This is a genomic window from Erwinia tracheiphila (genome assembly GCF_021365465.1).
Classification (GTDB): domain Bacteria; phylum Pseudomonadota; class Gammaproteobacteria; order Enterobacterales; family Enterobacteriaceae; genus Erwinia; species Erwinia tracheiphila.
The window spans coordinates 1,904,885-1,928,768 of record NZ_CP089932.1 but is presented as its reverse complement, the minus strand read 5'-3'; the positions used below and the strand labels follow the sequence as shown (position 1 = coordinate 1,928,768).

Below are 23,884 nucleotides of genomic sequence, written 5' to 3'. Positions count from 1 at the left end.
AGCATCGTCAGGCATAAGACGGGGGATATCAAAGGAACTGGTTTCTAGGCTGTGTCCCTTAATTGCATAACCTTTTGTAAAACAATCGTATGCAGCCCAGCTTCACCATCGCCAGATAATTCCTCGCCGTTTTATCGTAGCGTGTGGCAATGCGACGATATTCTTTCAGGCGACCAAAGCAACGTTCAACTACGTTGCTATTGCGGTAAGCATCACGGTCGGGTTGTGAGCAACCATCCGAGGCCATTTTCTCATTTGATTTGCGAGGGATGACAGTTTTTATACCTTTGCTTTTCAGCTCGTTACGTAACGCATGTCCGGAGCAGGCTTTATCAGCCAGTACGGCATGACCACGTCGCTTCATGCTGCCGTTCTGCCGCTGAACACCAATGCCATCCAGAAGACGTTGTGCGAACTGGCTTTCATGGGCCTGGCCGGGACTCAGCACGATGTTTAATGGAAGGCTGCTTCCGTCTGTCGCCAGATGGATTTTGGTGCCAAAACCACCGCGAGAGCGACCCGGGCTGTTATCTCCGGTGATATCGGGATGTTTTTTTGCGCGCAGGCGGCACATCTGAGCGCCCGGATATTACTGCCATCCAGCGCCGTCGCTGACCAGTCAACAAGGCCATGAGCGTCAAGAAACGATAGTAACTTATTGAAAATAATGTTAATCACTCCTGACTTTGACCACCGGTTAAAACGGTTGTAAACGGTCTTCCATGAACCATATCGCTCAGGCAAATCACGCCAGGGTGCGCCTGAACACAGCACCCAGAACATGCCGTTGATGATCATACGATGTTCTGCCCATGGACGTCCGGCCTCTGGTATTGCTGGTTCAGTAGGTAATAGTGGCTGGATGAGAGCCCATGCTTCATCGGGGAGGTCGTAGCGAGCCATAGTTCAATGTTTTGTGGAAACAGACAGTTACTATAGCTCAGGAGATTAAGGGACACAGCCTAATAGCCTGTCTCAACAGGACTTTATTCCAGACAATCAGACCACAGGAAAAATGCAACAGGGTCCCGTCATTCTCAGACGTCTTTTCCCGTCGGGTCAGGACCCGGCGAAACCGGTTCATCCGGCTGTGCCTCCTCCTGACGGCCCGGCGACAGGACCTGAAGTTCGTGGTTTTACTGGCATCTGATCCCTCTTTACGCGACGGGATATAAGGCTCGTCAAGACAGCTCAACCGGTCTGTTTTCAGCCCGGGCGCTTCGGCGCCTTTGTCCGGGCAGAGTCCGTTTTTTTGCCCCGGGCGTCCTGCCTTAAGAGCATCGGGTGTGTCCGCTACCAGTTTGATGTCATGCATGTTTGCTGCTGCGACCCGTGACAGAGGAAGCCCCCCGGCATCTGTCATCAGTGCGCTTTACGCCCTGTTTTCCTCTGTCCGTGGGGTTGCGTCCTGTTTTAAACGTGCCGTCATCGTTGTCAACGGCACGGTCCGGCATGATGTTGAGATTATTTACCGCACTGACGCGCCCACCGTTTTGTTTGCCAGCCCTGAACGGATCGGCCACGCCAATGATTTCAGCAGGCAGCGGAATATAGCCATCCAGCCCCACGCCAAAAGAAACGGTGCCGTCTTTGGCATTGGACAGAATTGCCCGGTGCCCACGCCGGTGCGCTTCACTCTGCGAGGTACAACCAATCGCGCTCAGTGAAGTTTCATTCACGCTGTAGCGGTTAACCAGGTCAGAATCGTAAACACCCTCCACCGTGTCGCTGCAATGATTCTGCGGATCGGACCAGCTGACCTGACAGGAGGTATAACGATTTTTGTAGCTGCTATCCCACTATTATCAAATTAAGAACAGGAGTGGTGCTGCCAGGGGTTACATGTAATGGGATTACGCCCCCAGAAAGCAAAAAACCCCGCCGACTGGCGGCGTTTTAATGTTAAGCGGTGTGTCGTGGTAACCACTCCTGGCAGAGTTACAACACGTTTTGCGTAACGCAGCAGAATTATTTATATTTACCGCGGTTTTGATTAAACCCGTGGAAGGACCCACCCACGGCAATCATCACTGACATCCACCCGGACGGAGAAAGGACTCATGGCCCGTAATATTGCCCCCGGATACTGTATCGTTGAAAGGCAGGGATCGCTGGATACCCAGGCGCGGCAACTGTTCAGGGATGTTCGTTCCCCTGCTGCCAGCCTCTTTATGAAACTCAATGCGGATACGCCTTATCTGAAGCCGGGACAGATTCTGATTGTGGCCGACCCCGACACCCCCGCCTCCCTGACCGCGCATATGCTTACCACGCTGCGGCAGGCCAAAAATGCCACCAGTGCGGCCCTTATCGGGGTGGACGCTGATGACGCCGGGTTTATGCAAAGACATTACGGTACTATTGCCGCGCTGACCGGCATCGGGGAAAAAGTCTTCAGCACCGCCGGGGACGCCGGTGAAAAATACTTCAACAGCATCGGGCAGACGCTTAAAAAAATTGAGGCCAGCTATCAGAACCAGTTCCGCACACAGGGAACGCTGATCAGCCAGCAGTTTTTCGTTGAACGTAATCAGCTGCTCAATCAGCTGAAGGAGCTGGTTAACAAACCGCTGTTAAAATCCCTTGCCCGGAATACCGTGAAATTTCGGCAGTATGAAAGCATGAAGCGGGCGTTAAATCTATCCAGCAAGTCTATTGTGCATGAATGGTCAACGGGCGGGATGAGTGGTATTCCGGGCTATTCGTATTATGTCGGTAATGCCGCCAGAGCGGCGCGATTCCTTAAGGCCGGGGGATATATTGGTATTGGGTTTTCTTTTGCAGGAACCACCAATAAGGTTATTAATAACTGTACAACAGGGCGAGAGGGAGAGTGTGGCAAATATGCATTTAAAGAATATGCTAAATTCACAAGTGGTACATTCGCTGGCATGGCTGGAGGCGCTCTGGGTGCATCTGCTGGTATGGGCGTTTGCGTTGCGGTCGGAATAGCCACCGCTGGTGCGGGAGGAGTTGCTTGCGCTGCTGTGGGTTCGTTAGTCGGTGGGGCTGTTGCAAGTTCAGCAAGCGATTATCTTATGAACCTTTGGTTAAAATAGCATGAAAAATATTCTTTTTTATATAGCTATGGGATGTGCCATCGTCCCTTTCTTTATTACTGTTCTACAGTTTGTGATTTTTTCTATCAATAACGAGAAATACAACACTTTGTTATCCATGTATCACAATAGTAAATTTGAACTACCACCACTTTATAAATTTTACGGGTCTATGGGTTTTTTGGGTTCTTTTGGAATGTCTTATTTTTTCTCAAGACTTAAAAAAGGTAAAAAAATAATCTTCCAACCAAAAGAACAGATTACTGTTTCAGAATTCCTAAAAGGTATCGATATAAGCCTTACGAAGTGGATTGATAATTATTATTATCTTTCAATTTCCGCGCTGTTTTTGTATGCAGTTTTTGTTGTAATTAGCTTGATAAAAGCGGTAATCACGCAAATCTAAAAGCCCACTGTGTGGGCTGTTTTCTCCATTGGATTAACTGCCCATCTCCAGCTCAACATCGAGCATTGCCAGACACCCATCTATAAACCCCTCAGCCATCTGAAACTTTATGCGGATCATGTCCTCTGGCAGCTTCAGCTTTCTGCCTGTCGCCCGCGTTGAAATATCCCGGATGGGGTGCTCCAGCCCCACGCCAAAAGAAACGGTGCCGTCTTTGGCATTGGACAGAATTGCCCGGTGCCCACGCCGGTGCGCTTCACTCTGCGAGGTACAACCAATCGCGCTCAGTGAGGTTTCATTCACGCTGTAGCGGTTAACCAGGTCAGAATCGTAAACACCCTCCACCGTGTCGCTGCAATGATTCTGCGGATCGGACCAGCTAACCTGACAGGAGGTATAACGATTTTTGTAGCTGCTATCCCACTATTATCAAATTAAGAACAGGAGTGGTGCTGCCAGGGGTTACATGTAATGGGATTACGCCCCCAGAAAGCAAAAAACCCCGCCGACTGGCGGCGTTTTAATGTTAAGCGGTGTGTCATGGTAACCACTCCTGGCAGAATTACAACACGTTTTGCGTAACGCAGCAGAATTATTTATATTTACCGCGGTTTTGATTAAACCCGTGGCAGGACCCACCCACGGCAATCATCACTGACATCCACCCGGACGGAGAAAGGACTCATGGCCCGTAATATTGCCCCCGGATACTGTATCGTTGAAAGGCAGGGATCGCTGGATACTCAGGCGCGGCAACTGTTCAGGGATGTTCGTTCCCCTGCTGCCAGCCTCTTTATGAAACTCAATGCGGATACACCTTATCTGAAGCCGGGACAGATTCTGATTGTGGCCGACCCCGACACCCCCGCCTCCCTGACCGCGCATATGCTTACCACGCTGCGACAGACCAAAAATGCCACCAGTGCGGCCCTTATCGGGGTGGACGCTGATGACGCCGGGTTTATGCAAAGACACTACGGCACCATTGCCGCGCTGACCGGCATCGGGGAAAAAGTCTTCAGCACCGCCGGGGACGCCGGTGAAAAATACTTCAACAGCATCGGGCAGACGCTTAAAAAAATTGAGGCCAGCTATCAGAACCAGTTCCGCACACAGGGAACGCTGATCAGCCAGCAGTTTTTCGTTGAACGTAATCAGCTGCTCAATCAGCTGAAGGAGCTGGTTAACAAACCGCTGTTAAAATCCCTTGCCCGGAATACCGTGAAATTTCGACAGTATGAAAGCATGAAGCGGGCGTTAAATCTATCCAGCAAGTCTATTGTGCATGAATGGTCTACGGTAGGAATGAGTGGTATTCCGGGCTATTCGTATTATGTCGGTAATGCCGCCAGAGCGGCGCGATTCCTTAAGGCCGGGGGATATATTGGTATTGGGTTTTCTTTTGCGGGTACAACGAATGATGTGGTTGATGCCTGTACGACAGGACGGGAGGGGCAATGCAGGAAAGTAGCTTACAGACAATATTCAAAATTTGGCGCTGGAACGCTGGTAGGACTAGGAACAGGAGCAATCGGTTCAGCTGCCGGACTGGGAGTATGTGCTGCCATCGGTATCGCCACAGTAGGTGTGGGGGGAGTAGCTTGTGCTGCTGTCGGTTCGCTAGCCGTTGGCTATGCTGGAAGTCAGGCAAGCGATTCATTAGTCGATATTTTTTTGATTATTTCGAGAAATAAAAAATGAAATCCATCACAATGTTTATAGCTATAATTCCTCTCATTTGTTTGATTACCTGTATTTTTTTATACGGATTAAATCGCAAAAATTATCATCATTTACTGGATAAATTACAAAAAGAAAATATTCTTCCGACGTTTTATGCATATCATGCAAATATGGGATTTATTGGGGCACCAGTGATAGCTTATTTATTTTTTGGATTACAACGCAAAAAAAAATTACCATTTCTGAACAGGGACAACATAATGTACAACTTCCCTGATAAAAACAAAGATCTAATTTACACAGTCGCACCTTTTTATTATACATTTCTGACAGGAATAGGATTTGCTTTTATTATTTGTTTTATTGGACTAATGATAAAATTAAAAATATTTTTTCCCTCTTAATTATCATTACAGCCCACAAAAAAGTGGGCTTCCATCTCTAAAAGCGGTCGTGACGCAGACTTGCTGATCACGTATGCTTTGCGCTTTGGATGTAACATATGGCTAAAGTTGATGTCGTCTGCCCTCAGTGCAATGAAACTCATGCTGTACGATGTAACGGACATTCAGCATCCGGTGCCCAACGTTACATCTGCAAGCATTGTTCAAAGACCTTTCTGCTCAACTTTAGCTACTCCGGTGCCAAACCAGACACACACCAGACCATTGTTAATATGGCCATGAATGGTTCCGGATGTCGCGATACCGCACGGGTCCTCGGTATCAGCCTCAATACGGTTCTGCAGCACGTAAAAAAATTTCGCCAAAGCAGGTAGCTGAAAATATCGACCCCGAAACGGAGGTTGTTATCTGCTGTGAAGCCGGTGAACAATGGTCTTACGTGCGGTGTAAAAGCAATCCCCGGTGGTTGTTCTATGCTTATGACCGTATCCGCAAACGTGCTCTGGCCCACGTCTTCGGCCCGAGAAATGCCCCGACCCTGCGACGATTGCTGGCCCTGTTAAGCAAATTTAACCTTGCCTTTTATATGACAGATGCGTGGCCAGTTTATAAAGTTCTGTTAAGTGCAACAAGCCACGTGGTGAGCAAGAAATATACCCAACGGACAGAACGACATAATCTTAATCTTCGCACACATATCAAACGACTGACCCGCAGAACAATTTGCTTTTCGAAGTCAGAGGAAATGCACGATAAGATCATCGGTTGGTATCTTACTCTTCATCATTATCAATAAATCTGCGTCAAGACCTATTTTTCCTGCTCACTGTATCAAATTTTGTAAATTATTCGTACCCATGATTACCCGTGCTTACCCCCGTCTCTGACGGGGGTTTTCTTTCTGTTTTTCATCTATATCCTGGTGTGTGGCACTCAGACGTGAGCCGCCACCGGCCGTCAGGTTTGCCTCGCTCCTGACATAGCGTTCCTCACTACTGACGGCCTCCCCATTCCCGGACTGGTTTCACGTCTCAACATTTAACGTTACGAGAAACCACGATATGAAAAAATTGCCTGAACTCCGCCAGGAGAAAAACGCCCTCAAAACTCAGATGCGTTCCATCATGGATAAAGCCACTGAGGAAAAACGCGATCTGAACGCCGACGAGGGTAACCGCCCGCTTACCTTGATGACATTGCCCGGCAGCAATGGAAGGCCAAAGCGAAACAGCTGGCCGAACGGGGCGATCTGCACCCCGCCGACTGGAACAATCTTGAGCTGTACTGCGTCAATTACGCCATGTACCGCAAAGCAGTAGAAGACCTTGCCCGGCGCGGGTTCAGCATTGTGAACAGCCAGGGCGGAGAGAGCCGCAACCCTTCACTGAGCGCTAAAGCCGATGCCGAGAAGATCATGATTAAAATGTCTTCGCTGCTGGGCTTCGATCCGGTCAGCCGCCGCAAAACGCCTGTAGAGGAAGACGAGCTTGACCGTCTGGAATGATTATGCCAGCGCCATAAAATCAGGTGCCATACCCGCCTGTAAGCGCGTGAAACAGGCCGTAGAGCGTTACTTTAATGACCTGAATAATCCGCTGTACTGTTTCGACATCGCAACGGTAGAGCGGTTTATCACATTCTCCCGCCTCTGTCCTCACGTTAAAGGCCCGCTGTGTGGTCAGTCGATTGTGCTGGAGCCGTGGCAGCAGTTCGCCTTTGCCTGCTGGGCTTCAGGGTGAAGGCCACCGGACGCCGGAAATACAAGAGCGCCTATATTCAGGTGCCGCGCAAGAACGCCAAATCTACCGTGGCCGCAATGCTGGCTAACTGGTTTCTGGTGATGGAGCACGGCCAGCAGGACATTTACACCGCCGCCGTGAGCCGGGATCAGGCCCGTATCGTTTTTGATGATGCCCGCCAGATGTGCCTTTTATCAAAGCCGCTGAAAAAGCGCCTGACCATTCAGCAGCACAAAATGATTTTCGCAAAATCCAACAGCCTGCTGAAGCTACTGGCCGCCAAAGCAGCGACTATTGAGGGAACCAACCCCAGCCTGTCGATTGTGGACGAGTACCACCTGCACCCGGATAACGGTGTTTACTCCGCACTTGAGCTGGGCATGGGCGCACGGCCTGAAGGGCTGCTGTTCGCTATAACCACCTCCGGGAGCAACGTGGTATCGGCCTGTAAGCAGCACTATGATTACTGCTGCCAGATTCTGTCCGGGGAAGAAACCAACGAGTCCCTTCTTGCCCTGATTTACGAGCTGGACGACGAAAGCGAGTTAGACTCCCCGGCGCTGTGGGTAAAGGCCAATCCCAACCTGAATATTTCCGTTGACGGTGCGGCGCTGGCTGACACCATCCAGAAGGCCAGGGGCATACCCTCGCAGTGGGTGGAAATGCTTACAAAGCGTTTTAATATCTGGTGCCAGGGTGCCACGCCGTGAATGGGTTCCGGCGCATGGGATGCCTGCAAGGACGATTACAGCGAGTCTGACCTGTACGGCATGGAGTGCTACGCCGGGCCTGCCCTGTCCTCTGCCGGGGACATTACCAGCGTCTGCTATGCGTTCCCGTCTGACCGGGAAATCCGGCTGCTGACCCGTCACTACCTGCCAGAAGCGCAGCTGAACAACGTAGCCAATAAAAACCGCGCCATTTACCGCCAGTGGGCTAAATCGGGCTGGATGCGCACCACGCCGGGTGACTGCATCGACTATGACCGCATCCGTGACAATATTCTGCGTGATGCTGAGGTGTTCGGAATCAAGCTGGTGGGCTTCGATACCTGGAACGCCACGCACTTACGCACCCAGCTACAGGGCGCGGGTCTCGATGTTGAGCCGTTCCCGCAGACCAACCTTAAATTCAGCCCGGTAGCGAAGTCGCTGGAGGTGTTCGTAAACCGCGGGGTTATACGGCGCAACGGCGATCCGGTTCTGGCCTGGGCGATTGGTAACGTGGTGATGGAGTCTGACGCCAACGCAAACATTAAGCCGAACAAAAAGAAATTGGCCAACAAGATAGACCCGGCGATAGCGGGATTAATGGCGTTCGGCACCTGGCAGGCCGAGCATGAAGATTTCAGTTTTGATATGTCCGAGGCCCATAAGCAACGCCTGGCGACATTCACCGGGATTTGAGGATTATCGATGCAGCACAAAAACATTGCTGGAGCACTGGCCGCACAGCGCCGCAGGGCGGATCATGAGCGTTCAGCCAGCAGCACTTACACATGGACTAAACCCGTCAATCTTCGCCGCCGATAGTGGTACAGGTGGGACAGCAAAACCGCCAAAAGCCCCATGTTTGTTTTCGTGCTTGCAGTCCATCCGGGCATCATATTTTAGAAGTGTTTCTCTCCCAGATACAGGGTTGCGTTAATCCTGTGTATTGCAAATGCTGATCTTTTATCATTAAAGATTCATTAAAGTGCATAATAAACAATTAGTTAAAAATAATTTGCAATAAACAGAAGCAAAGTATTCCCGACAGACGACTCGGTGCGTAAGGTGATTTATCTGGCAATCAGGGATGCGTCGAAAAAATGGAGTATGCCGATCCAGAACTGGCGGCTGGCGATAAGTCGTTTTATTATCGGGTTTGGTGACCGCCTGAGTGCTCACCTTTAATATGGTGGCAGTTACACAGAATTATTTATAGGCTCTAATTATCTGGTCATCCCACGAAATACTGAGTCAGCGTAATTTTCTTTAATCTCACACCGGGTCACCAGCATTTCAAAAAATAGCTTCCAGTTACGAGACCATGATGATTGGGTTAATTCTGGTAGCAGCAGCGTAACTGACCTGCTGGCTGGCAGTCGTTTAAAGCATCGCCCTGAACAGCGATCACACTCCCTGTCTACCGGCGCGCCCTGCCGTGCTGATTCTGCAAGGTCACGCATACGGCCTGTTCCGTTACAGCCGGTCTTAGCCAGGAACGCCGATACTCCAAATTCAGCTTTCGACTGGCAGTAACCAATTGCCCCCATCAAATTCGTACCGATCAGACTGACTGACGACGTGGTGCGAGAACTGTCCGTAACCATCTGACTGTTAGGGCTGAAGTATTTTACTGCGGTTTCTAGTTTCATGCTTTCCCCTTCGATACAACACTGGACACGACGGCTAACCTTTGACGGGATCAGACCGTAAAATCCGGCAGCGACGGAGGCCAGAAGACATCCTCCTGATTATCCAGCCCGCGCGCCCCAGCGCTCTAAAACCTGCTCAATATCTCTCATCGCTTTTTCCTCTTTGGCTGCAAATCCCAGGATTGTCAGTGTGCTGACTGTATAACGGGGATGATCGGACGGAAGTGACTGAGGATTTTGGTTAGCCAGGTCACGATTTATTGCCTATGAACAGTAAGTAAATCAGCATAAGAGGCTATCCGGCCTTATTGCAGTCAGAGCTGCGGGCCACTATGAGATTCGAAGACTCACTCCTTATTCCTCCGGCGAGCTTTAGGTTCAGCGCCGCATTCAGGTTTAGTGAGAACTTCACGCAGCCGCACACCGTTACCGACTGCCCAGGCCGTTGAGTATTCGATAAGGTTTGTCATGCGCCTGATTCCCATGTTTGCAGTCGATTCCCGGATGTTGCAAAACTCACCCTCCAAGCCAGGAACAACTTCTGCACCCAGCACCCAGCCACTGAGTGTCCAGATATAAATAGCGTTTTCCACTGTACCGGTATCCTCTCCTGGTGAATATGTTATCGGTACGAAGAAAGGGACTCGCATTCTTCCCAAAAGAATATCTGGAGAATTTGCCCGGCTTAGAGATAGGTGCAGCTTATCATGGAAAGGTAATCCCCCTCATTCCACGAACTCCGGTGCCTGTCCGCGAGACTACATACCGCAGAAAATGGATCGAAATTTGCACAACGATTGTTGGGGTATAAATCCGCCCAAATAACTGACAGGTACAGGGATTCAAGGGGTAATGAGTGGGATATTATTTTAAATTAATTTAGACTTATTTCGAACTTTCCACCCTATATCACTGATACAAAAAGGATATGTTACAGTGGGTTCATATAAAAGGAAGAAATAGTGCTGAATATTTTCGAACAGGATCACTCTGACACCGGCTATTACGTGGGACGACGAAAACCACAGCTACCACGCGGAAAAAGAGCTGAGGTGGGCAAACATTGACCGCACCGGACTTGCACTACACGCAACAATCGGCAAAATAGAGGTATACTCGGGTAAGCCGAAAGGGAACCACAACCACAGGTTCCCTGCTCTCCTTATCACGAAGAGACAGCCTGACTAATTATGCCTGAACAATCCCGTTATACCCTTCCCAGCAAAGCAGGCGATCAGCGCCAGCTTGGGCAGCTCACTGGTGCCGCCTGCGCGGTCGAATCCGCAGAAATTATCGCACGTCATCAGGGTCCGGTAGTGTTAATTACCCCGGATATGCAAAATGCTCTGCGCCTGCACGATGAAATTAAACAGTTCACCTGCGAGACGGTGATAAACCTGGCCGATTGGGAAACGCTGCCCTTTGACAGCTTCTCTCCTCACCAGGAAATTATCTCTTCCCGTTTATCGACACTTCACGCTCTGCCTTACATGGCGCATGGCGTGCTGATCCTGCCAGTTAACACGCTGATGCAGCTGGTGTGCCCACACAGTTTTCTGCACGGCCACGCGCTGGTAATGAAAAAAGGTCAGCATCTGTCACGTGATACTTTACGTTCTCAACTGGAGCAGGCAGGCTATCGTCATGTTGACCAGGTGATGGAACACGGCGAATATGCCACGCGCGGTGCGCTACTGGATATTTTTCCGATGGGCAGCCTGCAACCTTATCGCATTGATTTATTTGATGAAGAAATAGACAGCCTGCGCCTTTTCGACGTTGACAGCCAGCGCACACTGGAAGAAGTATCGGCGATCAATTTGCTCCCTGCCCACGAATTTCCAACAGATAAAACCGCGATTGAACTGTTTCGCACGCGGTGGCGCGAGCATTTTGACGTGCGCCGTGAGCCAGAACATATTTATCAGCAGGTCAGCAAGGGCACGTTGCCTGCGGGGATTGAATACTGGCAGCCGCTGTTTTTCGACCAACCGCTGGTGCCGCTTTTCAGTTATTTGCCGGCAAACAGTCTGCTGGTGACCTGCGGTAATGTGGAAACCAGTGCCGATCGCTTCTGGCAGGACGTGAACCGTCGTTTTGAAAATCGCCGTGTTGATCCGATGCGTCCTTTGCTTGCCCCTGATACGCTGTGGCTGCGCACCGATCAATTGTTTAGCGAACTGAAAAAATGGCCACGCGTACAATTTAAGCACGACGCGCTGGCTGAAAAAGCCAGTAATAGCAATCTCGGCTATCAACCGCTGCCCGATCTGGCGGTGCAGGCCCAGGCTAAAACACCGCTCGATACCCTTCGCCGCTTTCTTGAGTCTTTTTCCGGCCCGGTCATCTTTTCCGTGGAGAGTGAAGGCCGTCGCGAAGCATTACAGGAGCTGCTGGCCCGCATTAAAATTTTACCTAAGGCCATTACCCGCCTTCAGGAGGCGGAAAAGCCTTCTCACTATCTGATGATTGGCGCCAGCGAGCATGGTTTTATCGACAGCCAGCGCAACCGTGCGTTGATATGCGAAAGTGATTTACTGGGTGAACGCATTAGCCGCCCCAGACAGGACAGCCGACGCACCATCAATCCTGATGTGCTTATCCGCAATCTCGCAGAGCTGCATCCGGGTCAGCCGGTTGTCCACCTGGAACACGGCGTGGGCCGCTATATTGGCCTGACCACGCTGGAGACCGGGGGCATTACTGCTGAATACCTGATGCTGGCCTACGCTGGCGATGCCAAACTCTATGTTCCCGTGTCCTCATTACACCTGATCAGCCGCTATGTCGGCGGTGCAGACGATAATGCGCCGCTGCATAAACTGGGTAGCGATGTATGGGTCCGCGCCAGGCAAAAAGCCGCGGAAAAAGTGCGGGATGTGGCAGCCGAACTGCTGGATATTTATGCGCAGCGTGCGGCAAAAGTCGGCTTTGCATTCAAACACGACTGGGAACAGTATCAGTCGTTCTGTCAAAGCTTTCCTTACGAAACCACCCCTGACCAGGCACAGGCTATTAACGCGGTTCTGAGCGACATGTGCCAGCCGCTGGCAATGGATCGGCTGGTGTGCGGTGACGTCGGCTTCGGCAAAACAGAAGTGGCAATGCGCGCAGCTTTTCTTGCGGTAGAAAACAATAAACAGGTGGCAGTGCTGGTGCCAACCACCCTGCTGGCACAGCAGCACTACGACAATTTCCGCGATCGTTTTGCCAACTGGCCAGTGCGCATTGAGGTGCTCTCTCGCTTCCGCACCGCGAAAGAACAGGCGCAGGTGCTCAATGATACTCAGGAAGGTAAGGTTGATATTTTAATTGGCACTCATAAGCTGTTGCAGAGTGAAATCAAATGGCGCGATCTGGGGCTGTTGATCGTCGATGAAGAGCATCGCTTTGGCGTAAGACACAAAGAACGTATCAAGGCGATGCGCGCCGATGTGGATATTCTGACGCTGACTGCCACGCCAATCCCCCGTACGCTGAATATGGCGATGAGTGGCATGCGCGATCTGTCAATTATTGCCACCCCACCCACCCGCCGTCTGGCGGTTAAAACCTTTGTTCGTGAGTTTGATGACCTGGTGGTACGGGAGGCCATTCTGCGCGAGGTACTGCGCGGGGGCCAGGTGTACTATCTGTATAACGATGTGGAAAATATCGAAAAGGCGACCAGGCGTCTGGCCGAGCTGGTACCTGAAGCACGCATCGCCATCGGTCACGGACAAATGCGCGAGCGTGAGCTGGAGCGAGTGATGAATGATTTCCATCACCAGCGTTTTAACGTGCTGGTCTGTACCACCATTATCGAAACCGGCATTGATATTCCCACGGCGAATACCATAATCATTGAGCGTGCTGACCATTTCGGTCTGGCCCAGTTACACCAGCTAAGGGGGCGCGTTGGCCGTTCGCACCACCAGGCCTATGCCTGGCTGCTTACACCGCACCCAAAAGCAATGACCACCGATGCCCATAAGCGGCTGGAGGCAGTTGCCTCTCTGGAAGATTTAGGCGCAGGTTTCGCACTGGCAACCCACGATTTGGAAATCCGTGGCGCCGGTGAACTGTTGGGCGAGGACCAGAGCGGACAGATGGAGTCCATTGGTTTTTCACTGTATATGGAACTGCTGGAGAATGCGGTGGATGCGCTGAAAGCAGGTCGTGAACCTTCACTGGAGGATTTGACCAGCAGCCAGACTGAAATTGAACTGCGCATGCCCTCGCTTCTGCCGGATGATTTCATCCAGGACGTCAATACTCGCCTTTCCTTTTACAAGCGAATCGCCAGCGCTGAAAAAGATGGCGAACTGGATGAGCTGAAAGTCGAGCTGATAGACCGCTTTGGCTCGCTGCCGGACGCCGTGCGAAACCTGCTGGATATTGCGGCCCTGAGGCTGACCGCAAAGAAAATTGGTATTCGCCGGGTAGAAGCCAATGACAAAGGCGGATTTATTGAGTTTGCCGCCAAAAACAGCGCTGATCCGGGCTGGATGATTGGCCTGTTGCAGAAAGAACCACAGCACTGGCGTCTGGATGGCCCAACCAGACTGAGGTTTATGCGCGATCTGACCGAACGCAAAATTCGTATAAACTGGGTGAGGGATTTTATGAATCAGCTGCTGACCAATGCCGCCTGATTGTATTAAAAACCTCATTCCGCACAGCGTTTTGTTACCGTCGTAATCGGTCAGACTGAGGGAAGACGTTGCAGTCATGATGGCAAATTATCCCTATTCACCCTGACCATTAAAAAAGCCACTTTTGCTAAGGACAGCGTGGTGGCAGCTTAACGGGCTTTACAGAACAGTCAGGAAAGCTGCCTTGCTCGTCAGCAAAATTAAAAAACTTCCAGGCATCATCACAGACAGATCACGAAGTTTTACACGAACGGTAAAATCCCCCTTTGGTTACCGCGCATAAAGTAGAGCTGCCCACTTAGAAAGAAGTTCTGGTCTGTCTATATAAGATTATAAGTAAGACAGTGCCTAATACCTGTTGGTGGGCGTAATTAAAGGACGTGTTTTTTGTTACCAATGAAATCCGCTTCCACATAAGCGTGCTTTGACACTACTCACGGTGATCCTCAAAAGAAGCTTATGCTTGCAGATTTAAATTCAAAGATTACAAGGGCGCACCAAAATATGTTGATAACCACGCCCACAGATCGGGGTTAATTAGGCAATAAAAAAGCTGCCAGGGCCGCTTTTTTATTCACCAGGCTGACTATGCCTGATTATCCAGTATCAGCTGTCCGTTGCTGTCCAGCGGAATACGGCTGCCGGGGTCGTGATCCATACGGATTTTGCCCTGCTGATTACCAATTTTATAAGTGACATCGTAGCCCATCATTTTTTCCTGCTTTTCATAGACGGTCTTACAACGCTTTTCAGTAGTGGTATAGGTATCACGCTCCTGCAATGCACCCTGCACCTGGTTACCACCGTATCCACCTGCCAGTGCGCCTGCTACCGTCGCGACGCTGCGGCCCCGACCGCCACCAAACTGGTGGCCGATTACGCCCCCGGCTACCGCACCCAGCACCGATCCGGCGATACGGTTTTCATCCTGTACCGGGCGGCGATGCGTCAGGGTGATGTTACGGCAATCCTGACGCGGATTTTTACTTATTTCTTTGATTGGCGTGGCAGACACCACCTGTGCAAACTGTGGTCCGCGGTCAAACACGTTCATACTTGCCACGCCAGCAACCCCGAGTGCTGCCACTACACCAATACCCACACCTGCCAACATTGATTTATTCACAGGATGTCCTCCGGAAATTGTTACCACGCATCAGCGTCCCGACCTTATTTAATCTGTGGAGACAGTTACCCAGCGTGCGTGAAGCGCCGTATTTGGTTAAGGCAAGTTTTGCGCAGTAGGGTCAAATGTGACAATAAGAAAACTGGAAGAAATGAAGTTTCATGGTGCTGACGGCCTGTCTTTAAGAGTCTTCTTAGCGACTAAGCTGTCAGCAGCAGAGAAAAACGGCTTATATCGATAGTGGCAATATAAGCCCGGTCAGGTGGATTTGCCAGATTAATCGATTCAGTGCAGTTTTAAACGAGGACGGATCACCCGGTTTATACTGCCCACCAGCATCATTAGTCCGGTTTTGAAGTAGCCATGCAGCGCAACCTGGTGCATACGGTACAGCGATATATAGACCATGCGAGCAATACGCCCCTCAACCATCATCGATCCGCGCATCAAATTACCCATCAGACTGCCAACGGTACTGAAGCGGGAAAGTGATACCAGCGAGCCGTGATCTTTATAAACATAAGGCTTCAGTTTTTGTCCTTTCATATCGGCAAGAATATTGCCAAGTACCAGGCTCGCCATTTGGTGTGCAGACTGAGCGCGAGGCGGCACAAATCCGCCCGCAGGCAGCGGACAGGAGGCGCAATCGCCAATAGCATAAATATCCGCATCGTGGGTTGTCCGCAGCGTTGGCAATACCACCAGTTGATTAATACGGTTAGTTTCCAGGCCACCAATCTCTTTCATAAAATCAGGCGCTTTAATGCCCGCCGCCCATACCATCAAATCGGCTTCAATAAACTCGCCGGATTTGGTATTAAGGCCCTTGCTGTCCGCGCTGGTGACCATAGTCTGCGTTAACACACGAACACCCAGTTTCGTCAGCTCCTGGTGGGCCGCAGAAGAGATACGCGGTGGAAGCGCAGGCAAAATTCGCTCACCCGCCTCCACCAGCGTTACGTTCAGCGCCTGATTATCCAGCCCCTCATAGCCGTAGCTGTGCAGTTGCTTCACCGCATTGTGCAATTCTGCAGAAAGCTCAACGCCCGTTGCACCCGCACCAACAATAGCAATATTGACCTTTTCCTGCATGCCCGGGCTGGCAGAGAATTTCAGGAACAAATTCAACATTTCGTTGTGAAAGCGGCGTGCCTGATGCGGATTATCAAGGAATATACAGTGATCTTTCACACCCGGGGTACCAAAGTCGTTCGACATGCTGCCCAGCGCCATCACCAGCGTGTCGTAGCCCAGTTCGCGAGCGGGAACCAGTGACTCTCCTGCGACATTACGAATTTCAGCCAGCTGCAGGGTTTTATTTTTACGGTCAATATCTGTCAACGTACCGAGCTGAAACTGAAAATGATGATTGCGCGCGTGCGCAAGATAGCTAAGTGCATCAATTCCTTCATCCAGCGATCCGGTCGCCACTTCATGTAATAAAGGTTTCCACAAATGACTGTGATTGCGGTCAACCAGAATAATTTCCGCTTTTTTTCTGCGTCCTAATTTACGCCCCAGCTGTGTGGCCAGTTCAAGTCCACCGGCACCTCCGCCTACAATTACAATTCTCTTCATACCTTTCGTCAAATGACCCCTCAATATGTGAACCAATCGTTAACTAGAGGTTAAACTAATATCCTTAATTAACATAGGGTTGGCTTTTAATTACTGTCTACGGGCAGAATAACATGAGGTGCTACCTCAGTCCTGTTAAAATTGATTAATATCAATTTTACAGCCAGTGTTTTAATTAACGCAGCCTTATTCCTCACGGTTTTTATTGTTATTCTTCGTCTGTTCGCCCGAAAAAATTTACTACCAGACCAACTGATTGATTATTTTTATTTAGTAAGCATATTTATTTAAATTAAATCGCTGGCTTTGATAACCGTAAAATAAGTAAAAAAAGTCATAACATCAATATACTGCCAATTTCAGACTCTTCGTAATGGCAACTTAGCGCCTGTCTCAACAGAACTTTATTCCAGACAATAAGACCACAGGAAAAATGCAACATAGCCTCGTCATTTTCGGCCTTCTTTTCCCATCGGGTCAGAACCCGACGAAAGCGATTCATCCAGCTATGTGTCCTCCCGACGACCCAATGATGGGCTTTAAAGTCCCTGTTTTTACTGGCGTCAGACCCCTCTTTACGGGACTGAATATGTGGCTCGTAACGGCGACTCTGTAGATACGTTTTCAGCTATCCAGCTTCGTAACCTTTGTCCAGGTTTTTCCCCCGGACGCCCCGTCCGGAGGGCACCGGGCGTATCCACAACCAGGTTGATGTCGTGCGTATTTGCTGGTGCGGCGACCAGCGACAGAGGAAGACCGTTGGCGTCCGTCAGCAGGCTGCGCTTTACGCCCTGTTTCCCTCTGTCCGTGGGCTTGCGGCCTGTTTTTTTGTTCCCGACAGCGGCGATTTGGTCATACAGCCGTCCATCGACAACGAGGACCAGTCAATGCTGTCCGGATGCTCGCAGGCCAGCAAACCGTTCTGCCAGAAGCGCTCAAAGACGCCTGCATCGCGCCACTCCTGAAAGCGCCGGTGTGCAGAACCCGATGAACATATCACGGTGGCATTGAGTGCATTCCACTGACAGGCTGTGCTGAGGACGAAGAAAATGGCGTTCATTGCGGCCCGATTATCAACACGTTTTCGGCGTGTACCCGGAGGGTGGCGGGTTTTGTGTTCCGGGATAAGCGGAGCGATTTTGGCCCGGAGTTCATCGCTAATCTGCCCTTTACCGCCTGCCATACTTTGCCCTCAGATATGACCGGGATGCATTATACGATAACGCCTTTTGGGACAGGCTTTTAGATCCGCCTCTCCTCATGATATTGAGATTTAAAAAGTTTAATTCGTGGCAGGTGAGGAGAAATATTTTTAAATTTGTGTCCTTCAGCTTCATCCCATATAACCGGATAAAACGCCTGTAAAACCAACGCTGCACGCTTCATATCCAGCATTTCATCATGGCGTGAAAGGATTGCCAGACAGCGCTGGCGGTTTTTATCGCGAAAATGCGTGACGCATTTGCTGGCAATATCAACATACTCTTCCGGGCGATCGATTTTTCCATGCATATTTTCTTCAGGCCAGAGATTGGGATTGAAAATAACCTGAGGAATACCGTTAAGAAAACCAATACGCTCGGCCCAGAATCCACCTAATCCGACGCCGCAAATCAGCGGAAGCGCGCCCTGACTGCTGCGCAGAAGCTTATCGGTTTCCTTTAACAAATGTTGCATATCATGCTTTGGGTGCAGCGCACTGTAACTAAGCAAACGTACATCAGGATCGATAAACTGTAATTGCAGCACTTTTTCATGATTGCCGGGGCTGTTTGAATCAAAACCATGCAGATAGATTATCATTGCTATCCTCTTCAGTTTTTATCGCCGGTCAGTTGCCTTTGCGCCCCTCCCAGCGCGCGTGTAACGCGGTGAGTGCCTGATGAGCTTCCTGCCAGCGAGGGGATGCCAGCAACTGCTGACGGGTGAACGTTCGGCGATGATACAAGCTGGTTACCCGTTCGGCATTGATCAGCGACAGATTATCAAGCACGCTGACTGCACCCTGGCGGTTATTGCAAACCAGAATCATGTCACAACCCGCATCCAGTGATGCCTGGCCACGTTCTGCATAGCTGCCCATAATGGCCGCACCTTCCATTGACAGATCGTCGGAGAAGATGACGCCGTTGAAACCTAACTCTTTTCGCAATACCTGTTTAAGCCAGTGAGGAGACCCGCTGGCCGGTTTCGTATCCACCTTAGTATAGATAACATGTGCAGGCATCACCGCATCCAGCGCATTTTCCGTAATCAGCTGTTTGAAAATAGCCATGTCGTGCCTGCGAATGTCTTCCTCGCTCCTGTCGTCCCGCGGCGTCTCTTTATGGGAGTCCGCACTGACCGCACCGTGACCTGGAAAATGTTTGCCCGTGGTTTTCATTCCTGCCTGGCGCATGCCGCTAATAAACTGACGCGCCATTTTCAATGCCACGCCAGGTTCATGATGAAAGCTGCGTTCGCCTATGGCAGCACTGTGATGACCAATGTCTAGCACCGGTGCAAAACTGATATCAATATCCATCGCCAGTATTTCGGCTGCCATCAGCCAGCCGGCCTGTTCTGCCAGCGCCAGCGCCGAAGTTTCATCGTGCAACGCGGCAAAGGACTGCATTGCGGGCAAACGCGTAAAGCCTTCACGAAAACGCTGCACGCGCCCGCCCTCCTGATCGACTGCCAGTACCAGTCGGTTGCGTGAGGCATCGCGGATCTGTCTTATCAGTTCAGCAAGCTGCTGAGGATTGTCATAATTACGGCTGAAAAGAATAAGGCCACCTACCAGTGGATGCTCTAAAATCTCACGTTCTTCCCTATCCAGCTCATAGCCGTGCACATCTAATATTACCGGTCCCGGTCCCACACACACCTCTTATTCTGATCGCATCCGTTGCCAGCTTTGTCCCGCCAACTGCTTAAAAAGGGTTTCGCCGCTTTGTTGCCAGCGAAGTTCATACCAGCAGGCAACCAGAAGACGAAGCCAGGGTTGCCAGCGGCGTATTTGACGATGCAGTACGTCAGGATTGATATTCTGCATTCCTGCATAATGGCTGACCAGCGTCCATTGCTGTTCAGCAGAAAATGCATTGCTTATGATAACCGAAGCCAGTTCCAGTGCCACATCACCATCCCCGGCATATTCCCAGTCGATCAGCTTCAGGTCGCCAGCGTCATTTATAACGTTGCCAGCATGAATATCCATGTGCAGCAGGCACAGGCGCAGCGGTTCAGGCTCTCCCTGTTTCTGCAGGCGTCGCAGCGCTTTCAGCCAGCCACAGTGCCGCCTGTGCGGATGGATGATCTGCCAGTATCGTTCCAGCATTTTGCGCATTTGCAGACGATAACCGCTAAGTCTCTGTCGATGCAGCGACACCATGCATGCCGATATCGCCCTTAACTGCTGAGTAAATTCATTCTGTGACAACGGTTGCCCAGGCTGCCAGCCGAGTAACAGCCAGCGATCGGCATAACCGAAAACGTCTGGAGACAGTTCCGCATGGCAGATTTTGCGTAATATGCGGTATTCCCGTCGGCGATCGACCCCCGGAATAAACGCATCGGGATGCTGATAACGGGCCACCAGCATAGTGTTTTCCAGCGTTATTTTTCTGGTGTTACCCGACAAGCCGGGAAGTGATATAAGTGAGCCGGCGGCGTTCGCCGCCGGAAACTGTCTTGCAATCAGTCGCTGCAGGGAAGATTCAGAACTGAACGACACCATCACCAGACCAGATAAGTTCACCGGTCTGCACCAGCATCAGTTGCATCTGAAGCGTGGGGGATTTCACGTCGCCACGGACATTAGTATAGAGCACGTACTGTGCGCCCAGATAACGGGCAAGCCCCACCGCTTTACTGCGGGAACCCAGACTGTCACTGGCGGAAAGCCCCAGTGTCTGCTTCGCAGCAGCCAGCTGTTCCGGCTTCACGAGGGTGAACTCGGTGTTATTTTGCAGTGCATTGTTCAACGCATCCGTTGCTTTTGATCGTTGCAGGCTACCGTTAGTGCTGTTTTTCACCCCATCCACCAGCAAGACGCTGCCCGGCGTAATGCCCTGAGCTTTCAGCATTTGCGCCACCAGTGGCGTAACGCTGGCATCCCAGTTAATGGATTGCATTTTGGGGGGTTGCGGTAGAGTTTGTGCTGGGTGAGCGGGCGGCGCAACCGGATTTTGAACCGGCTGGGCAGGTTCAGATTCCGTCGTTTTTGCGGGCTGTTGCCCTTGCTGCTGACTGATACAGCCAGTCAGAACCAGCGTCAGTAACATGACGCCAGAAAGTTTACTCTGCCGTTCCACGCACTCACCTCCTAAAGATACAGATACAGCGGGACCTTACTTGCCGTCAGGTTACCCGTTTGCGATGATATTTCAACTTTGCCGTGTGGCGGAACACTGACCGCACGAGGCTGCTCAAAAGGCAGGATTTCCAGTCCTTTGCCATCATACCAGTAGAAACGATAATTAACGTCAACTGCCTTCTCCTGCTGATTGACCAGCAGCGTTGACGCACGCTGTTGCCCGTCATGCTCTGATATGGTTGGCCCGTCCGTGATAATACCTGCTGACAATACGGGCACGTCCATCACCAGCGACTGTGATGTGTTGATGGTAGTGTGGTCATTGCTGCATCAGCTCAGAAAAGCAATCAGAGCCATCACGATAACTGTTATGCGCCTCTCATCGTTGTCCGTATCCACGTAATTTTCAGCGAACCAGCATCGGTCCCAGAGGGCGGCCACCGATCAGATGCAGGTGGATATGGTAAACTTCCTGCCCGCCGTGCTGGTTACAGTTCATAATCACACGGTAGCCATCTTCCGCAATTCCTTCCTGTTTGGCGATTTTTGCCGCAACCACCATCATCCTTCCCAAAGCCGCTTCGTGGCCTGGCACCGTATCGTTGGCAGTCGGAATAAGAATATTTGGTATTATCAGAATGTGCGTGGGGGCTTGCGGAGAAATATCACGAAACGCGGTAACCAGCTCGTCCTGATAAAGAATATCAGCCGGGATTTCACGGCGAATAATCTTACTGAAAATGGTTTCTTCAGCCATTGCACAACTCCTTGAGAGAAAAAATTGAGTTATCGCATTATGAGCGAGATATTTGTTTTCTTTCAACCTTTCGGTGATTTTTCTTTTCAGTGGGTTTTCGTTCAAAAACAACAAAGTCCCGAGTATGTGTTCGGGACTTTGTTAGCAGAACAGAGAAGGATCGCCTTCGCCAGTTCATCAACCCAAAAGATTACATTTTACGGATGTAATCATCCATATCAGTTTTCAGGTTATCTGATTTCGTACCAAAGATGGCCTGGACGCCTGAACCCGCGATGACCACCCCCGCAGCGCCCAGTTTTTTCAGTCCTGCCTGATCCACTTTCGCCACATCGGCCACGCTGACGCGCAAACGGGTGATACAGGCATCAAGGTTCGTGATGTTATCCTTACCACCGAACGCGGTGACCAGGCTGGCGGCCATTTCATTTGATGAAGCAGAAGACTGTTCAGCACTGGCTTCTTCCCGTCCGGGCGTTTTAAGATTCAGCTTCGCAATTAATACGCGGAACACGGTGTAATAAACCAGCCCGTAAACAATACCCACTATCGGGAACAACCAGATTTTACTGCTGTTACCACTTAGCACCACGAAGTCGATCAGACCGTGCGAGAAGCTGGTGCCATCGCGCATGCCCAGAAGAATACAGATTGGGAAAGCCAGACCCGCCAGAAGGATATGGATGCCGTAGAGAATTGGCGCCACAAACATAAAGGAGAACTCAATTGGCTCGGTAATGCCGGTCAGGAAAGAGGTCAGCGCGGCAGAAATCATGATACCGGCGACTTTCGCCCTGTTTTCTGGTTTAGCAGAATGCCATATAGCAATGGAGGCGGCAGGAAGGCCATACATTTTGAACAGGAAGCCACCGGAAAGTTTACCCGCCGTTGGATCACCCGCCATATAGCGAGGAATATCGCCGTGGAACACCTGCCCTGCGGCATTGGTAAATTCACCGATTTGCATCTGGAAAGGTACATTCCAGATATGATGCAGACCGAACGGCACCAGAGAACGTTCAACCACGCCGTATAAACCAAAGGCTAACACCGGATTCTGGTACGCTGCCCACTGTGAAAATTCCTGAATAGCACTTCCTATTGGTGGCCAGATAAAGGACAGGACAATCCCAACGAAAATCGCGGTAAAACCAGAAATAATCGGAACAAAACGTTTACCAGCAAAGAAGCCGAGATATTCAGGCAGCTGAATACGGTAAAAACGATTAAACATCCATGCCGCAATTGAACCTGCGATGATGCCTCCTAATACACCCGTGTCGGCCAGATGCTTCGTTTGAATCTCGCCTGCGGGCAGATGCAGAACCATCGGTGCCACGACGGCCATCGTTTTTACCATAATGCCATAGGCCACAACCGCGGCCAGTGCAGAAACACCGTCATTATTGGTGAAACCCAACGCGACGCCGATAGCAAAGATCAGCGGCATATTAGCAAAAACAGACCCTCCCGCCTCGGCCATCACCTGAGAAACAACAGCGGGCAGCCAGCTGAAATTTGCCGAACCGACGCCCAACAAAATACCGGCAATCGGCAGCACCGAAACCGGTAGCATCAGCGATTTGCCAACCTTTTGCAGATTTGCAAAAGCATTTTTGAACATAACAATACACTCCTGAGTAAAGGTGCTGTTTCGCGCAGGGCGCGTCATAACAAGGGGAGAACCCATTATGATGGAGCATTTATGTCGCTCTCGTATTTATTACGAACTGTAAAATAAATCAGAGAATATTTGTTTGATGACTATCACGTTTCACAAAATATCGGGATATTGTGCTTTTCCTGAGCCAATATAAGCCTCTTATATCTCGATAAAGCGGT

General features: G+C 50.6%; 19 protein-coding genes and 8 pseudogenes. 10 read left to right on the top strand and 17 right to left on the bottom strand.

Going from position 1 to position 23,884, the window contains the following annotated elements; all coding sequences use genetic code 11:
- Window positions 1-58: 58 nt before the first annotated feature.
- From LU633_RS10170 to LU633_RS10160, 3 genes and pseudogenes are all read right to left on the bottom strand, one after another.
- Window positions 59-903 (bottom strand): IS5 family transposase gene (locus LU633_RS10170; RefSeq protein ID WP_087949720.1). Its coding sequence is split into 2 segments (ribosomal slippage): window positions 59-558 and window positions 558-903, totalling 846 coding nucleotides; the frame shifts between segments, so codons are not numbered across the junction.
- A 37-nt stretch (window positions 904-940) separates the two neighbouring features.
- A pseudogene (locus LU633_RS10165) lies at window positions 941-1,424 on the bottom strand (IS5/IS1182 family transposase); the annotation flags it as partial.
- A gap of 9 nt (window positions 1,425-1,433) precedes the next feature.
- Window positions 1,434-1,790 (bottom strand): annotated as a pseudogene (locus tag LU633_RS10160) (host specificity protein); the annotation flags it as partial.
- A gap of 270 nt (window positions 1,791-2,060) precedes the next feature.
- On the opposite strand from LU633_RS10160, the gene LU633_RS10155 reads away from it, so the two are divergent.
- Together LU633_RS10155 and LU633_RS10150 are read left to right on the top strand one after the other, a co-directional pair.
- A complete protein-coding gene (locus tag LU633_RS10155) occupies window positions 2,061-3,059 on the top strand; it encodes a hypothetical protein (protein ID WP_016192128.1) in 999 nt (332 codons plus the stop codon).
- A gap of 1 nt (window position 3,060) precedes the next feature.
- Window positions 3,061-3,465: a hypothetical protein gene (locus LU633_RS10150; protein ID WP_016192129.1), complete on the top strand. Its 405-nt coding sequence runs from the start codon at window positions 3,061-3,063 to the stop codon at window positions 3,463-3,465.
- A gap of 33 nt (window positions 3,466-3,498) precedes the next feature.
- Here LU633_RS10150 and LU633_RS10145 read toward each other — a convergent pair whose 3' ends face one another.
- Window positions 3,499-3,657, bottom strand: coding sequence for an antiterminator Q family protein (locus LU633_RS10145; RefSeq protein WP_232426905.1), 159 nt, complete (start codon window positions 3,655-3,657; stop codon window positions 3,499-3,501).
- Window positions 3,646-3,879 (bottom strand): annotated as a pseudogene (locus tag LU633_RS10140) (hypothetical protein); the annotation flags it as partial. The pseudogene LU633_RS10140 and the gene LU633_RS10145, both read right to left, overlap by 12 nt.
- Before the next feature lie 270 nt (window positions 3,880-4,149).
- Here LU633_RS10140 and LU633_RS10135 point away from each other — a divergent pair.
- From LU633_RS10135 to LU633_RS10105, 7 genes and pseudogenes are all read left to right on the top strand, one after another.
- Window positions 4,150-5,166: a membrane protein gene (locus LU633_RS10135; protein WP_016192131.1), complete on the top strand. Its 1,017-nt coding sequence runs from the start codon at window positions 4,150-4,152 to the stop codon at window positions 5,164-5,166.
- The gene (locus LU633_RS10130; RefSeq protein ID WP_016192132.1) at window positions 5,163-5,552 is read left to right on the top strand and encodes a hypothetical protein; all 390 of its coding nucleotides are present in this window, start codon (window positions 5,163-5,165) and stop codon (window positions 5,550-5,552) included. The genes LU633_RS10135 and LU633_RS10130 overlap by 4 nt, the downstream gene beginning before the upstream one ends.
- Before the next feature lie 98 nt (window positions 5,553-5,650).
- Window positions 5,651-6,348 (top strand): IS1 family transposase gene (locus LU633_RS10125; protein ID WP_233482018.1). Its coding sequence is split into 2 segments (ribosomal slippage): window positions 5,651-5,900 and window positions 5,900-6,348, totalling 699 coding nucleotides; the frame shifts between segments, so codons are not numbered across the junction.
- 265 nt (window positions 6,349-6,613) lie between these two features.
- Window positions 6,614-6,730, top strand: a pseudogene (locus LU633_RS10120) (phage major capsid protein); the annotation flags it as partial.
- A 17-nt stretch (window positions 6,731-6,747) separates the two neighbouring features.
- Window positions 6,748-7,056 carry a phage terminase small subunit P27 family gene (locus LU633_RS10115; RefSeq protein WP_046371996.1) on the top strand — a complete coding sequence of 103 codons (309 nt, stop codon included), beginning with the start codon at window positions 6,748-6,750 and terminating at the stop codon, window positions 7,054-7,056.
- A pseudogene (locus LU633_RS10110) lies at window positions 7,040-8,697 on the top strand (terminase large subunit). Before LU633_RS10115 ends, LU633_RS10110 begins: the two are co-directional and overlap by 17 nt.
- 360 nt (window positions 8,698-9,057) lie before the next feature.
- A complete protein-coding gene (locus tag LU633_RS10105) occupies window positions 9,058-9,186 on the top strand; it encodes a hypothetical protein (protein WP_016192136.1) in 129 nt (42 codons plus the stop codon).
- A gap of 38 nt (window positions 9,187-9,224) precedes the next feature.
- Here LU633_RS10105 and LU633_RS10100 read toward each other — a convergent pair whose 3' ends face one another.
- Together LU633_RS10100 and LU633_RS10095 are read right to left on the bottom strand one after the other, a co-directional pair.
- Window positions 9,225-9,650 (bottom strand): antitermination protein Q, encoded by a 426-nt coding sequence (locus LU633_RS10100; protein WP_016192137.1) that lies wholly within the window; start codon window positions 9,648-9,650, stop codon window positions 9,225-9,227.
- 347 nt (window positions 9,651-9,997) lie between these two features.
- Window positions 9,998-10,251, bottom strand: a pseudogene (locus LU633_RS10095) (recombination protein NinB); the annotation flags it as partial.
- Between the two features lie 589 nt (window positions 10,252-10,840).
- Between LU633_RS10095 and mfd the strand changes: the two are divergent.
- A complete protein-coding gene (mfd, locus tag LU633_RS10085) occupies window positions 10,841-14,284 on the top strand; it encodes a transcription-repair coupling factor (RefSeq protein WP_016192139.1) in 3,444 nt (1,147 codons plus the stop codon).
- A gap of 586 nt (window positions 14,285-14,870) precedes the next feature.
- Here mfd and LU633_RS10080 read toward each other — a convergent pair.
- The 10 genes and pseudogenes from LU633_RS10080 to ptsG form a co-directional block, all read right to left on the bottom strand.
- Complete coding sequence (locus LU633_RS10080; protein WP_016192140.1) at window positions 14,871-15,410, bottom strand: glycine zipper 2TM domain-containing protein; 540 nt, start codon at window positions 15,408-15,410, stop codon at window positions 14,871-14,873.
- A 285-nt stretch (window positions 15,411-15,695) separates the two neighbouring features.
- Window positions 15,696-16,988: an NAD(P)/FAD-dependent oxidoreductase gene (locus LU633_RS10075; protein WP_040465732.1), complete on the bottom strand. Its 1,293-nt coding sequence runs from the start codon at window positions 16,986-16,988 to the stop codon at window positions 15,696-15,698.
- A gap of 334 nt (window positions 16,989-17,322) precedes the next feature.
- A pseudogene (locus LU633_RS10070) lies at window positions 17,323-18,171 on the bottom strand (IS5 family transposase).
- 59 nt (window positions 18,172-18,230) lie between these two features.
- Window positions 18,231-18,791: an alpha/beta hydrolase YcfP gene (gene ycfP / locus LU633_RS10065; RefSeq protein ID WP_016192143.1), complete on the bottom strand. Its 561-nt coding sequence runs from the start codon at window positions 18,789-18,791 to the stop codon at window positions 18,231-18,233.
- A 28-nt stretch (window positions 18,792-18,819) separates the two neighbouring features.
- Window positions 18,820-19,848, bottom strand: a complete 1,029-nt coding sequence (nagZ, locus tag LU633_RS10060; protein WP_040465733.1) for a beta-N-acetylhexosaminidase — start codon at window positions 19,846-19,848, stop codon at window positions 18,820-18,822.
- 9 nt (window positions 19,849-19,857) lie between these two features.
- The gene (thiK, locus tag LU633_RS10055; protein ID WP_232426898.1) at window positions 19,858-20,727 is read right to left on the bottom strand and encodes a thiamine kinase; all 870 of its coding nucleotides are present in this window, start codon (window positions 20,725-20,727) and stop codon (window positions 19,858-19,860) included.
- Complete coding sequence (gene lpoB / locus LU633_RS10050) at window positions 20,687-21,253, bottom strand: penicillin-binding protein activator LpoB (protein ID WP_198292542.1); 567 nt, start codon at window positions 21,251-21,253, stop codon at window positions 20,687-20,689. The genes thiK and lpoB overlap by 41 nt, the downstream gene beginning before the upstream one ends.
- Window positions 21,254-21,294: 41 nt before the next feature.
- Window positions 21,295-21,642, bottom strand: a pseudogene (locus tag LU633_RS10045) (YcfL family protein).
- A gap of 49 nt (window positions 21,643-21,691) precedes the next feature.
- The gene (gene hinT / locus LU633_RS10040) at window positions 21,692-22,042 is read right to left on the bottom strand and encodes a purine nucleoside phosphoramidase (RefSeq protein ID WP_016192148.1); all 351 of its coding nucleotides are present in this window, start codon (window positions 22,040-22,042) and stop codon (window positions 21,692-21,694) included.
- A gap of 190 nt (window positions 22,043-22,232) precedes the next feature.
- Window positions 22,233-23,666 carry a PTS glucose transporter subunit IIBC gene (gene ptsG, locus LU633_RS10035; protein ID WP_016192149.1) on the bottom strand — a complete coding sequence of 478 codons (1,434 nt, stop codon included), beginning with the start codon at window positions 23,664-23,666 and terminating at the stop codon, window positions 22,233-22,235.
- Window positions 23,667-23,884 lie beyond the last annotated feature (218 nt).

Bases quoted from the DNA above. Each gene is read 5' to 3' on its own strand.
- LU633_RS10150 (WP_016192129.1), top strand. From the start codon at position 3,061: ATGAAAAATATTCTTTTTTATATAGCTATGGGATGTGCCATCGTCCCT.
- hinT (WP_016192148.1), bottom strand. From the start codon at position 22,042: ATGGCTGAAGAAACCATTTTCAGTAAGATTATTCGCCGTGAAATCCCG.
- LU633_RS10155 (WP_016192128.1), top strand. From the start codon at position 2,061: ATGGCCCGTAATATTGCCCCCGGATACTGTATCGTTGAAAGGCAGGGA.
- LU633_RS10130 (WP_016192132.1), top strand. From the start codon at position 5,163: ATGAAATCCATCACAATGTTTATAGCTATAATTCCTCTCATTTGTTTG.
- LU633_RS10135 (WP_016192131.1), top strand. From the start codon at position 4,150: ATGGCCCGTAATATTGCCCCCGGATACTGTATCGTTGAAAGGCAGGGA.
- LU633_RS10075 (WP_040465732.1), bottom strand. From the start codon at position 16,988: ATGAAGAGAATTGTAATTGTAGGCGGAGGTGCCGGTGGACTTGAACTG.
- ptsG (WP_016192149.1), bottom strand. From the start codon at position 23,666: ATGTTCAAAAATGCTTTTGCAAATCTGCAAAAGGTTGGCAAATCGCTG.
- LU633_RS10100 (WP_016192137.1), bottom strand. From the start codon at position 9,650: ATGAAACTAGAAACCGCAGTAAAATACTTCAGCCCTAACAGTCAGATG.
- lpoB (WP_198292542.1), bottom strand. From the start codon at position 21,253: ATGTTACTGACGCTGGTTCTGACTGGCTGTATCAGTCAGCAGCAAGGG.
- mfd (WP_016192139.1), top strand. From the start codon at position 10,841: ATGCCTGAACAATCCCGTTATACCCTTCCCAGCAAAGCAGGCGATCAG.
- ycfP (WP_016192143.1), bottom strand. From the start codon at position 18,791: ATGATAATCTATCTGCATGGTTTTGATTCAAACAGCCCCGGCAATCAT.